Raw genomic sequence first — 12,490 nt, 5'->3', positions numbered from 1 at the left:
CGGTTTTTTGACATTTTCATGAAGTTTCCGGCAAAAAGTCATATTATCAAGCAATATCAGACTGTTACACATCCATATTCGACAGATTAACCCAGCTTCCTTGATCCATTCTGCCCGCAACCGCAGGTGCGATCACCAAAGATCCCCCTGCTCAAATCTATATATAGAGGTACGCACGCCCGGGACCACTAAACGCCTGCCGACTCGCGCTCATCCGACTCGGTGTCTCAGCGCGTCACGCGCCCCGAGCACGGGACTCTCAGCGTAAAAAGTCCACGCCGCGGCCCCCGGCTCGCAAAATCGACCCGCGCCGCGAGGTCACTATAAAGACTATGGCTTGTGTCGTCGCACCATCATAGGCTTTGGTGGAGCCGCAGCCGGGGCGGGGCGGCATCGGTCAGAACACGGCTCAATGTCCTCCTCACCGCCCGCCGACTGCGATGGAAGGCACGACCAGCCCGGGCCCGCTGATGCCTGGGCTGCCACGGAAACAACAGCGCAATCGCGGAACCACGACAAGAGACGATGAGAGACCTTCCCCAACCCCAGTCGGCGCAGCGAGCGGCGGAGAGCCTTGCGTCAGCAGCCCCCCCGGCACCTGCCCCCGGCCAAGACGGAGCGCGTGCGACGAATGACGGTTTCCGCCACATGCTGCGCCGGATCACCCGTGTGGAACATGACGCGGCAGAGCGGGCCTTTGCCCCGTTTCACGAAAGCCCCCTGCCCCATCTCGCCTGGTTTCTCAGCTGTCAGCATACTGCGCTCTGCGCGCTATCGCGGACCAGCGGCGGCCAGACCGGTCGCGCCAGCCCGCTGCTGGCAGCGCTGATCGATGCCCTGCGCGCGGATTGCGCCGCCATCGGGCGACAGCCGGCCGTCATTGCAGCGGATACGCCAGAGCTGCACCCCACAGCCGTCGACTATCTGGTGCTTGGCTCGCGCATGGGCAATGAGGTGCTGCGCCGCCGCCTGAGCGATGCCGCAGGACCGGGGGAGCTGCCTGACTATTTCAGACCGCGCGACCATCTGGTGCCATGGCGGGCAACATGCGATGATCTGGATCACCTCCCCCCCGATGGCGCGCTGGCGCATCGGATCGTGGCGGATACCCGCAAGGGGTTTGACCTTTTCCAGACCGCCGCCCGGCTTACACCGTTCGGCACCACGCCGATTGAATTACCCGCTTGATATATAAGACTGCTGAGAAGACTGCGCGGATCGGACAGCGCGCATGATATTGATAACATCCCAATAAAAAGGGCCTGTATAATGGCTTTGGAACAAACCGTTTCCACCACGACCCTGACCAACTGCGATCGCGAACCCATTCATCAACTGGGCCGGGTGCAATCCTATGGCGGGCTGATCGCCTTATCGACCGATTGGATCGTGCAGCATGCTTCGGAGAACCTGCAGGAAATCCTGGGCATCGCGGCTGAGGAGGCCATCGGCCAGTCGCTGGCAGGGCTGATCACCGAGGCGGCCTTCAGCCGCATTCGCCGCAATCTGGGCGCCTTGGAAGCCCCGGACAGCAGCCTGCGCTTTTTCAACATCCCGCTGAAGACCGGCGTTCAGGCCTTTGATATCAGCATCCATCAGAGCGGGCGCCATCTGGTGGTGGAGTTCGAACCGAAGTTCGACCGCAGCGAGCGCGATGTGATGTCGGAGATCTATCCGCATTTCTCGCAGCTGCGCCGCGATGAGGGCATCGCCCGACTGGCGCAGGGGGCGGCACGGGGGCTGCAGGCGCTTTCCGGTTTCGACAGCGTGATGGTCTATCAGTTCCAGCCCGATCAGTCCGGCCAGGTCATTGCCGAGGTGCGCAGCGACCGGACCAAGAAATACGAAAACATGTTCTTTCCCGCCTCCGATATCCCGGTTCAGGCACGCGCGCTCTACAAACGCTCGCTGCTGCGGCTGATTGCGGATGTGGATGATGCCGGATCACCGATCACCCCTGCCTTCAAGATCGACGGCGCCCCGCTGGACCTGTCGCTGGCGGTGACGCGCGCCGTGTCGCCGATCCATCTGGAATATCTGCGCAACATGGGCGTGCGTGCCTCGATGTCGGTGTCGATCATGAAGGATGGCGAGCTTTGGGGGCTGTTTGCCTGCCACCACAATCGCCCGCGCTACATTGATTATGAGCGCCGCACCGCGATCGAGATGTTTGCCCATGTCTTCTCCTATGAGCTGAGCCAGTTCGAGACCAAGCAGCGCAGCCGCGAAGAAAAGAACATGAACCGGCTGCAAACGCAGCTGATGGCGATGCTGGCGGATGGCCGCCCGTTCAAGGACAGCCTGATATCGGTGTCCGAGGATATTCAGGACGTGATCCCGCATGACGGGCTGGTGCTCTACTCAGATGGCGACTTCCAGGCCACCGGCCTCACCCCGACCGCCGAGGAAACCCGGTCGCTGGCGCGGATGCTGGATCTGACCATCGGCACCACCGCCTTTTCCACCAACCAGCTGGAGAGCCTTCACGAACCCGCACGCGACTACATCGACCGCTGCGCAGGCATTCTGGCGATCCCGATCTCCAAACGCCCGCGCGACTATCTGATCCTGTGTCGGCGCAAGATCTCGCAGACCGTGGAATGGGCGGGGGATCCGACCAAACCGATGGAGGTCGGCCCCAATGGCGTGCGCCTTACCCCGCGCAAGAGCTTTGAGGCCTGGCAGGAAACCGTGGAATGGCGCAGTGTCCCCTGGGCAGAGGAAGCCCTTCACAGTGCCAATCTGCTGCGCACCGTGCTGCTGGAAATCTTCCTCAAGGTGACCGAGGCCGCCAATGCCGAACGGGCGCGGGCCGAGGAACAGCAGCAATTGCTGATCTCCGAACTCAACCACCGGGTCCGCAATATCCTCAACCTGATGCGCGGGCTGGTCACCCAGACCAAGGGAACGGCGCGCACGCTGACCGAATTTACCGACAATCTTGATGGCCGCATCCATTCTCTGGCACGCGCCCATGACCAGCTGACCAGCGAACAATGGGAGCCCGCCTCTCTGCGCGCCCTTATAACCTGCGAACTGGAGGCCTATACCACCGGGCGTCCTGATGAGGTGGTGATCAACGGTCCCGACGCGCTGATCTCGCCGACGGCGTTCACCACGCTGGCGCTTGTCCTGCATGAGCTGACCACAAACTCAGTCAAGCACGGCGCGCTCAGCAACAGGGTGGGCCGGGTCATCATCACCCTGAAGGAAGAAGACAGCGGCGCGCTTCTGATCGACTGGGTCGAACGGGGCGGGCCACCGGTTGCCCCTCCCTCGCGGCGCGGATTTGGCTCCTCGATCGTGGAGAATTCCATCCCGCATGAGCTGAAGGGCGATGCCACGATCCAGTACAAGACCACAGGTCTTGAGGCATCGTTCCGCATTCCCACCCTCTACCTGCACAAGATCGTCGATGAGACAACCGTCGCCGAGATCACCATCATGGTGGATCCGGCCCAACAGGCCGCGCAGCTTCAGGGCAAGGCGCTGGTGGTTGAGGACAGTTTCATCATCGCCATGGATCTTACCGCAATGCTCGAAGATATGGGTTTCTTTGAGGTCGCCAGCGCCTCCTCCGTCGGCAAGGCGCTGGACGCACTGGCGGAGGGCGGCTTTGAATATGCGGTGCTGGACGTCAATCTCGGCTCCGAACAATCGGTGCCGGTGGCCGAGGAGCTGGCCCGGCAGGGCATCCCCTTTGTGCTGACCACCGGCTATGGCGAGGTGCAGGATATCGTCGATATCTACCCGCCCTGCCCGATTGTGCAAAAACCGATCTCCGAAAGCGCGCTGGCCACGGCCCTGATCCGCGCAGGCGAGATGAAGGCCGCAAGGGATAGCTAAACCGCGACCTACCAGCACGGTACGGGCCGCGCGATGTCACGCGCGGCCCGTTTTATTTGCGGCCGGCTGACGCCTCCGCGCAGCGCTCAGAGATCCACCTCAATCACGCCGCCCTTTTCTGCGGCCCGTGACTGGCACAGGATCACCGCGCCCTTGCGCTGCGCCTTGGACAGCACGAAATCGCGGTGTTCCACCTCGCCTGAAACCAGCCCGCATTTGCAAACACCACAGATGCCGTCGGAACATTTCACATCAATATGAATGCCGTTCTCCGCCAGCACATCGGTGGCAGTTTTCTCCGCAGGCACCAACAACTCACGCCCCGAGCGCGCCAGCTTCAGCGTGAAGTCGTGGTTTTCATACTCCGGCACCTCCGGCACCGAGAAATACTCAAGATGGCGCGCCTCCTCAGGGAAGCCCTGACGCTCTGCCGCCTCCATCACCCCATTCATGTAGCGATCCGGCCCGCAGGTGTAGACATGCCAGCCGTCCTGATACCCTGCCAGCAGCTGGTCCAGATCGGCGCGGCTGCCCTCATCCGAGACATGCACCCGCACATTGTCCGCCCAGCGCATCGCTGCAAGATCGTCGAGATAGCCTGCATCCTTGCGCGAGGGGACGGAGTAATGCAGCTCAAACGGCTGTCCCAACGCATGCAGACGATGCGCCATCGCAATCATCGGCGTCACCCCGATGCCGCCCCCCATCAGGAAACTGCGGCTGGCCTCCTCCACCAGTGGGAAATGGTTGATCGGTTTGGAGATAAAGACCCGCCGTCCCTTGGTGAAGATCCGATGGAGCAGCTTCGATCCCCCTCGCCCCACATCCTCGCGCAACACCCCGATCTGATATTTCGACCGATCCGCCGGGTCACCGGACATGGAATACTGTCGCAGGAACTCCGGTGCCACCACGATGTCCAGATGCGCCCCCGCCGTCCATTCGGGCAAGGGGCTGCCGTCGAGGCTCTGGAACTCGTACTTGGTGACGCCATCGCTCATCACCTCGACATTCGACACCTCCACCCGCAGAACCGGGCTGTCGCCGTCATTTGTATAGATGTGATCCCAATCGCCGGTCTCGCCGCGGGCGCGCCGGGCCTTGTATTCCTCGGCGGTGATCATCGCCTGATAGGCCTCGATCCCCGCCTCCCGGTCCATAGGAAACGGATAGGGCCAGGGATGCGGCGCCAGATGCGCGGGGTAAACCGCCAGCGTCTGATCCTCATAGCGCAGATCCAGATCCTTTTGCAGCGCGCGCGCATTGACCGGGTGGCGCGTCGGGCGATAGCCGCCGTCCTCTTCCAGCTCCAGATCCCACCACCATTTCTTGGCCGGGTTCATCTCGCCATTGCCAACCATATCGTCAAGCTTGGCCAGCGCAGGCGCCGCCGCTGGCAAATTCATCGCCGCCCAGCGGAAGGGTTTTTCCTTGAATATCCCCTCCAGATTCCAGGGGCAGGTTTTCATACACCGCCCGCACATCGCCCCACCGGGTGTGGTGATGCGATAGGTGGTGCATTTCTGACTGTCCGACTTCCAGATTTCATAGCCATTGAACATCAGCTTCGGCCCGGCCGTGATCGCCCCCGACGGGCATTCGCGCGCACATTTGTTGCAGGCCTCGCAAAACGCCTGAAGGCCAAAATCGATTGGCTTGTCATGGGCCATCGGCATGTCGGTGGTCACAACCCCAGACTTCAGGCGCGGTCCGAGGAAGGGATTCAGGATCACCTCACCAATCCGGCTCACCTCCCCCAGCCCCGACAACAGCAGCAGCGGCGGTTGCAATACTTCGCCATCCATCACCGTATGGGCCTTCGCCTTGTAGCCAAGGTTGCGGATCTGGCGCGCAATCACACCGCCCAGCAACGAAAACCGCAGATAGGCCCGCATCGACTGCGCCACTGCAATCCAGTCGTCCCCCGAGGTGCCCTCGGTGGTGTCAAAGCCCTGATCGACAATCATCGAAATCGCCTGATCATGTTCCGGGTGGATCTCGGCGCCGGTGGCGTCATGGCTGTACCAGGTCCACTCCGGGCAGCGGCTGATCCCCACCGCATCAATCCCCAGCCAATAGCTCGCCGCCTTGATGTTGGCCGCATTGCGCTCCGCATCCGTGGGGCGCGGTGCCTGCGTGGCCGGCGCACCATCCTGCAACAGCACAAAGGCCCCCAGCATCCGCCGCTGCGCCATCGAAGGCGCGGCCTTGCGCACGTAGAACCCGCCAGTTGCGGCCTGCTGATTGGTCTTGCCCATATCGCCGAACTGGCTGCGGGCAAACATGTCGGCGCGTTTGGGCACCCGCGCCACCCGCGCCTCGTCAATATAGGTGGTGGGATCCTCCACCCGCTTCAGCGTTTCAAACGGATGCGGGCCATCGCGGAAATCGCGGCGGGCAAAAGGATCACCATTCAGCGCTGAGCGTTCCGACCCGATCCCCAGCCACCATTTCGGCCCCTTCACCTGCATCACCGGTTGCAGATCCTGCGGCAACAGCGGCTTGTCCTGCGCCATGTCGAAATCGGTGGTCACAACCGCAACGCCAAACCGCGTCCCCAGATAGGGGTTCACCAGCTTGCCATCCTCAACCGTCGCAAGCCCCGCCGCAACGGTCAGCTGATTGAGATCCACATCCGCCGACGTCCCGGTATGCGCCTTGGCATCCCAGCCCAGCAGACGGATGTAATTCGCCAGCACCACCGCCGTCTCTGAGGCCCGCAGACAGGCGCGGTGCCGCTCGGCCCCCTCCAGCCAGTCGCAGCCCACCTCCTCCGGGCGCGGGTCGCGCGGCATGTCGTACAGGAACACAATCGAATGGGTGTGATCGCCGATGGTGGTCGGCGGCGCCTCCATCGCATCGCGCAGATCCGCCATGATCATGTCGATGCCAGAGGCCAGCGTCTTGGTCTGGCGGGTCTTCAGGTCGTGGGCCAGACGGTCGATATCGGGGTTGCGATAAGGCACGTGCAGCCGGGCAGAGGCAGGCATCGGCCCGATCCCCACCATCGCCGCATCGCTGAAATAGCCAAAGGCCTTGATATGATCGGCCCGCTCCTGCGGATCGCTCGGGCAGTCAGCCTGCGCCTTGTTGACCAGCCCGTCGCGGATCGCATCCATCATCGCCTGATATTCGCCCATCGCATTGACGATAGAGGCAGGCATATCGGGCCGGGCAAAACTCAGCCGTTGAAATGGCGGCACCGCCGTCAGATCCGGCATCACCCCGGGCTGCAACCGCTCCATCGGAAAGGGGCCCAGATGTATGGGGCGTGAGCGGGTCGAGAACAGACGAAGAGGCATGGCAGGGACCTGATACAGGGATGGGCTGCCACAGGTTTACTCCAGAAATCGGAGATTGGAATAGGCTCCAACATCCAATTTAAATACTTAGCGGTATAAACTACTGATATACATCAAAATTATTCACATCCAATTTCACATCACCCTGCCTAGCCGCGGCGGCCCTCAAAGGCACGGATAGCGATTCCACCGTCAGAGAGCGACTGGCGCACCGAACGGGCCAGCTGCACCGCCGTGGGCGTGTCGCCATGCAGGCAGATGGTGTCGATGGCCGTGGGAATGCGGGCGCCACTCTCCGTGATGATCGCGCCTTCCTCGACCATCTTCAGGATCCGCGGTCCCGCAATCTCCGGGTCATGGATCACCGCGCCGGGCAGCGACCGGTCCACCAGCGTGCCATCGTCATTATAGGCCCGGTCGGCAAAGATCTCACCGCACCAGTTGCAGCCCAGCTCGCGCACCACCTCCTCCATGGCGGTGGCGGCCAGCACCATGATGATCAGATCCGGGTCCAGATCCAGCGCCGCCTCATAGCAGGTCCGCGCCATGCCGTGATCGACACAGGCCATATTCGACAGGGCGCCATGCAGCTTCAGATGGCGCACCTCGGTGCCCGCTGCCCGCGCCATGCCCTGCGCCGCCGCCAGTTGATAGCGGATCAGATTGGCCAGCGTATCCTGCGGCACCTGCATCTTGCGGCGGCCAAACCCCTGAAGATCATCGAAACCGGGATGCGCGCCGATCCCGACGCCATGATCCCGCGCCAGCGCCATGGTCGCGGCCATCACATCCGGGTCGCCCGCATGAAACCCGCAAGCAATATTGGCCGAGGAGACCACGTCAAGCAGGGCTGCATCATCGCCCATCGTCCAAGGTCCAAAGCTTTCGCCCATATCGGCGTTCAGATCGACGGTTTTGCTCATGTCTCGGCTCCAGGCTCATCTCGGGGTTCAAAAGGATCCGCTGCGGCGGAAACCATGCCACCAATCAACTGATAGGACAGAAGGTCAGCCATATCAGCCGGATCGCGCAGCAACGGTCGACAGGCAGAGGGAAGCCGCGCCAGCGCCGCGTCATGCGCCGCCTGCTGCGCCAGCCCTTCGGCCAGCGAGACCCAGCGAAATCGCAGCACAGCCCCAGCCGCCGCCTGAACCGCCCGCGACAGATCGCAGGGCAGAACCGTACCGATCCGGGGATAGCCGCCGGTGGTCTGCGCCTCGCGCAGCAGCAGGAACGGGCGGCCATCGCCGGTCATCTGCACATCGCCCGGCACGATGACCTCCGACAGCACGTTCAGCTGCCCCGCTGCGGCAAATCCCTCGCCCTCGGACATCAGTTGCAGCGCCATGCGGCTGGCGCGCCGCCCCGGCGTGAACGGCGTCTCGGCAAAGCGCCGACGCACCGCCGGGTCAAAAAGATCGGACTGGAAACTCTCGACCAGCCGCAGCTCGCCGCCGGAGAACCGATCCGCCACATCAAGGCAAAGCCCGGTCACCCGCCGCGCCGCCGGCGTCGTCTCCTCGCCAACCGGCAGGATATCGCCCTCGGCCAGCGGCGCGCCAAGGGCTGCCACCAGATGCGTCGACCGTCCGCCCAGCCGCTGTGGTGTGGCCAATCCGCCGCCCAGATGCAGATAGCCATAGACGCCGCGCCGGGCCGCGCCGATCTCCAGCCGCTGCCCCGGTTCAATCCTGTGCGAGCCGTTCCAGACCAGCGGCGCACCATCCAGCGTAGCCTGCATCTCGGCGCCGGTCAGAGCAATCCGCATGGGTTCGGTTGCCTCGAACAGCCCGCCCATGCCGGCCATCTCCAGCGCCGCCAACCCGGCATCCTGCCACAGCAGCGCCGCGCCCTCGGCGAGCGCCAGCCGATCCGCCGCGCCGCCCTGCGACAGCCCCTGCCCGATATAGCCAACCCGTCCGCCGTCCTGCACCGTGCAGGAGGGACCGATCCGCAGAACCCGCAGCGCTCTCATGCCGAAACCTCGCTGACAATGGCCCCGCCCTGCGGCGCACCGGTCTCGCGCAGACGCAGGAACTCGGCCGTTCCGACCGGTTCAAACTGCAACTCATCCCCCGCGCGCAGCGCAAATGGATCGGCGGCTTCGGGTTGAAACAGCGTCAGGCCAGTCTGCCCGACATGGCGCCAGCCAGTCGGTGACGCGGTCGAAAACAGGACGAACTGGCGGATCGCAAGCACCAGCGCCCCGACCGGCACCTGAGGGGTGACTTCGCTCTGGCGCGGGATGTCCCAGTGTTCGCCCAAAGTGCCCAGATAGGGCTGCCCGGGGGCAAATCCGATGGTCAGCACCCTGACCCGCGCCGCGCCCAGCTCGTCAATTGCCGCCTGTTCGCTCAGGCCCGCCAGATCTGCCGCCTCGGCCAGCTGCGGCGCAAGCTCGGTCCCATAGACCGTGGGCACCCGCCAGAACCGCCGCCCCTGCGGCAAGGGCGCTTGGCGCCAGTCCCGTGTCTGCAACAGATCCGCCAGTGCCGCGTGCAAACGCTCATGCGGCAGCTCTGCCGGGTCAAACCGCACAAAGACCGAGGCCAGCGATGTCGCGGTTTCCACCACACCGCTCAGCGCCAGATCGTCGACCGCACCGCGAAAGGCCAGCGTGGCGCGATTGGTGGCCTCATCCAGCTGATCGCCAAAGCTGACCAGCATACCGGACAGCCCGACATTTCGGATCAACGGGTAGGTGGGTGATCCCTCACGCGACATGGTTCCTCCGACACAGGTCCGGGCGCCGGACCACCCCTGCCGGGCGGCTCAGCTATCCCCGTCCATTTTCGCCACAGGGTTGCGCTGCATCGTAGGGATAGTCAACCGGCCTCTTCCCGCGATCCCCCTGATATATCGGAGGGCGGGCAGAGGCCCAGTTTAGGGGCCAGTCAATAGCCCGGTCAAAGGCTCAGCTACAGGCAAGATCTGAGACCCGTCAGAGCCCCCGCTCTGACCCGCCCGGATGGCTACGCCGCCAGCGCCGCCGTGAACGGCAGCTCGACAACCCGCCCCCCTTCGACGACCAGCGCACGGTTCGGCTGCACCTCGATCCAGTTCCGGGTGTCGCTGTCCAGCGGCTCGGAGGTGACAATCACCCCCTCATCGTAGATCCGGTAATAGAGGCTCGGTGCGTATTGATCAGAGGCATAGCGCGCCGCAAAAAGCCGGGTGCCATCGGACCAGCAGGCGCCAAACCGCATATGCGGCGTGGTGCCATGATCGCGCGACACCGCTTCGACCTGCTGTACCGCCGCCGCCACCGCGCCAATCGGATCCTCATCAAGGCCAAGCCCAAGCGCGATCAGGAAAATCGCCTCACTCTCGGTGCCGCCCAGACGGTGATCGTAGAAAGCATCCGGGATCATCGTGTCCAGCCGCTTGCGGAACATCATATGCCCGCCGGCCTGACCATTGTGCATGAAGCTCCATTTGCCACTGGCAAACGGATGGCAGTTGTTGCGCGAGGTCGCGGTCCCGGTCGAGGCGCGCACATGCGCCAGAAACAGCCCGGTCTTGGTGTGGCGCGAAATCTGCGCCAGATTTGGATCGGACCAGGCCGGATGGGTATCCTTGTACAGACAGGGTTCGGGCCGGTCCGAATACCAGGCCATACCAAACCCATCAGCATTGATCGGCGTCTTGCAGATCAGCGCGTTACGGCACTGATGCACCAGCGAATGTTCCGGTACGAACACCAGATCCTCAAGATAGCGCGGGGCCCCGTTCCAGGCGAGCAGACGGCACATTATGCCACCTTCGGCGCAAAGCGCGCGGTAGAGACATCGACGTTATAGCCCTCGCAGAACCGCTGCGGATCCTGCGCCAGGTCCCGCACCGCATGGATGATCGCATCGGCTTTCTCATCGCTCAGCGTGGCGGAGAAGTTGAGCCGCGTCCAACCGGGCTTCTCGATCTCCTTGCCACCCAGAATGGCCGCCCGCATGGCGCGGGACTGCACCTGCCCGATGTTCAGCAGCCGATGCGCATAAGGTCCGGCACAGGCGCAGCCGCCGCGGGCCTGAACGCCATAGTGATCCGACAGCATCCGGGTGAACAGCTGCTGGTGGATCGGCGCGCCGGTCTCGGGATCCTGCACCTGAAACGAAAAGATCGGCAGCTTCTGCTTGGCGTTCGGATTGCCAAGGATTTGCAGATTGGGCAGACCCTGCCAGGCCGCCAGCGCCCGCTGGCGCAGCTCTTCCTGCCGCCGGTCCATAAACGCCTGACCCATCGCCTCCTTGACCAGCAGGCAGAGCGCGACGCGGATATCGCCCACCACATTGGGCGTGCCGGCCTCTTCTCGGGCGGCAAGATCCTCGGCGTAGTCATGCTGCCAGGGCGAGACGAATTTCACCGTGCCGCCACCGGGCAGCGTCGGGCGTGTGCTGGCCACTGAAGCCTTGCGCAGGATCATCACGCCGGATGCCCCCGGCCCGCCCAGGAATTTATGGGCGGAAAATACAATCGCATCCTTCTCGGCATCGGTGCCCGCCGCCATATCCATCGGCAGATAGGGGCCACCGCCCGCATAATCCCAGACCACCCGCGCGCCGTACCGGCGCAGCAACCGGCTGACCGCATCGGTGTCGGTGACAATCCCCGTCACGTTGGAGGCCGCTGAAAACGCCCCCACGATCAGGCGGTCGCCGCCTGCCGCCCCCTGCAAGACCGCCTCCAGCTCCGCCATGTCCGGCCCACCCTCGGCCGCTTCGGCAATCTCCACCACCTCGGCGCCGCTTTCGCGCCAGGGCAGGATGTTTGAGTGATGCTCATAAGGGCCAAGGATCACCAGCGGCCGCTGCCCCGCCGCCACCGCGCCGGACACCCCCAGCAGATGCACCAGCCGGTTCAGACCCGCCGTTGCACCCGATCCGGTAAACACCGTGGCAAAGCGATCATCGGCGCCGCAGATCCGCGCAATCGTCTGCCGTGCCGCGCCACGCAGCCGGGTCATGAAGCTGCCGCAATATGACGCCTCGGTGTGACTGTTGGCATAGAACGGCAGCACCTCCGTCAGAACGAAGTCCTCAACCTGCCGCAGGGCGCGGCCAGAGGCGACATAATCGGCGTAGATCATCTTGACCGGCCCATTTGGCCCCGGCAGCTCGGCCCCCTCACCAATGACACCCGCACGCAGGCGCTCCAGACAATCCGCCCCGGCAAGTGATGCGCGAAAGCGATCAAGAAGATTGGCAGGGGCGATATCTGTGGTCATTTGATCGGTCCTCTTGGAGTTATGCAGAGATACTACCAAGAAGATATGAAGAAACATCACTCATATACTGCGTGAGCACATCATTCTTTTCACATAATGATCTCAAAACCTGCCAGTCCGC

General features: G+C 63.4%; 8 protein-coding genes. 2 read left to right on the top strand and 6 right to left on the bottom strand.

The genetic code is table 11. The features are described from left to right. Nucleotides 1-525: 525 nt before the first annotated feature. Both VWY34_RS19495 and VWY34_RS19490 read left to right on the top strand, forming a co-directional pair. On the top strand, nt 526-1,188 hold the full coding sequence (locus tag VWY34_RS19495) for a hypothetical protein (protein ID WP_416545329.1): 663 nt from the start codon (nt 526-528) through the stop codon (nt 1,186-1,188). 81 nt (nt 1,189-1,269) lie between these two features. Continuing rightward, entirely contained in the window at nt 1,270-3,846 is a 2,577-nt protein-coding gene (locus VWY34_RS19490) for an HWE histidine kinase domain-containing protein (RefSeq protein WP_416545327.1), read from the top strand. Between the two features lie 86 nt (nt 3,847-3,932). Here VWY34_RS19490 and VWY34_RS19485 read toward each other — a convergent pair whose 3' ends face one another. The 6 genes from VWY34_RS19485 to VWY34_RS19460 all read right to left on the bottom strand — a co-directional run bounded on the left by VWY34_RS19485 (nt 3,933) and on the right by VWY34_RS19460 (nt 12,369). Continuing rightward, nucleotides 3,933-7,148: a 2Fe-2S iron-sulfur cluster-binding protein gene (locus tag VWY34_RS19485; protein ID WP_416545325.1), complete on the bottom strand. Its 3,216-nt coding sequence runs from the start codon at nt 7,146-7,148 to the stop codon at nt 3,933-3,935. A gap of 149 nt (nt 7,149-7,297) precedes the next feature. Beyond that, nucleotides 7,298-8,071, bottom strand: coding sequence for a LamB/YcsF family protein (locus VWY34_RS19480; protein ID WP_416545323.1), 774 nt, complete (start codon nt 8,069-8,071; stop codon nt 7,298-7,300). Further along, nucleotides 8,068-9,123, bottom strand: a complete 1,056-nt coding sequence (locus tag VWY34_RS19475; RefSeq protein WP_416545321.1) for a biotin-dependent carboxyltransferase family protein — start codon at nt 9,121-9,123, stop codon at nt 8,068-8,070. Before VWY34_RS19475 ends, VWY34_RS19480 begins: the two co-directional genes overlap by 4 nt. Continuing rightward, nucleotides 9,120-9,872 (bottom strand): 5-oxoprolinase subunit B family protein, encoded by a 753-nt coding sequence (locus VWY34_RS19470; RefSeq protein ID WP_416535243.1) that lies wholly within the window; start codon nt 9,870-9,872, stop codon nt 9,120-9,122. The genes VWY34_RS19475 and VWY34_RS19470 overlap by 4 nt, the downstream gene beginning before the upstream one ends. Before the next feature lie 248 nt (nt 9,873-10,120). After that, nucleotides 10,121-10,900 carry a class II glutamine amidotransferase gene (locus tag VWY34_RS19465; RefSeq protein ID WP_340546834.1) on the bottom strand — a complete coding sequence of 260 codons (780 nt, stop codon included), beginning with the start codon at nt 10,898-10,900 and terminating at the stop codon, nt 10,121-10,123. Then, on the bottom strand, nt 10,900-12,369 hold the full coding sequence (locus VWY34_RS19460; RefSeq protein ID WP_416545319.1) for an aminotransferase class V-fold PLP-dependent enzyme: 1,470 nt from the start codon (nt 12,367-12,369) through the stop codon (nt 10,900-10,902). The genes VWY34_RS19465 and VWY34_RS19460 overlap by 1 nt, the downstream gene beginning before the upstream one ends. Nucleotides 12,370-12,490: the final 121 nt, after the last annotated feature.

It is taken from the genome of Phaeobacter sp. JH20_02 (assembly GCF_048056915.1).
Lineage (GTDB): Bacteria > Pseudomonadota > Alphaproteobacteria > Rhodobacterales > Rhodobacteraceae > Phaeobacter > Phaeobacter bryozoorum.
The sequence above is the reverse complement of the archived record's forward strand: the minus strand, read 5'-3'. Positions and strand labels throughout refer to the sequence as shown.

Bases quoted from the DNA above. Each gene is read 5' to 3' on its own strand.
- VWY34_RS19495 (WP_416545329.1), top strand. From the start codon at position 526: ATGAGAGACCTTCCCCAACCCCAGTCGGCGCAGCGAGCGGCGGAGAGC.
- VWY34_RS19490 (WP_416545327.1), top strand. From the start codon at position 1,270: ATGGCTTTGGAACAAACCGTTTCCACCACGACCCTGACCAACTGCGAT.
- VWY34_RS19485 (WP_416545325.1), bottom strand. From the start codon at position 7,148: ATGCCTCTTCGTCTGTTCTCGACCCGCTCACGCCCCATACATCTGGGC.
- VWY34_RS19480 (WP_416545323.1), bottom strand. From the start codon at position 8,071: ATGAGCAAAACCGTCGATCTGAACGCCGATATGGGCGAAAGCTTTGGA.
- VWY34_RS19475 (WP_416545321.1), bottom strand. From the start codon at position 9,123: ATGAGAGCGCTGCGGGTTCTGCGGATCGGTCCCTCCTGCACGGTGCAG.
- VWY34_RS19470 (WP_416535243.1), bottom strand. From the start codon at position 9,872: ATGTCGCGTGAGGGATCACCCACCTACCCGTTGATCCGAAATGTCGGG.
- VWY34_RS19465 (WP_340546834.1), bottom strand. From the start codon at position 10,900: ATGTGCCGTCTGCTCGCCTGGAACGGGGCCCCGCGCTATCTTGAGGAT.
- VWY34_RS19460 (WP_416545319.1), bottom strand. From the start codon at position 12,369: ATGACCACAGATATCGCCCCTGCCAATCTTCTTGATCGCTTTCGCGCA.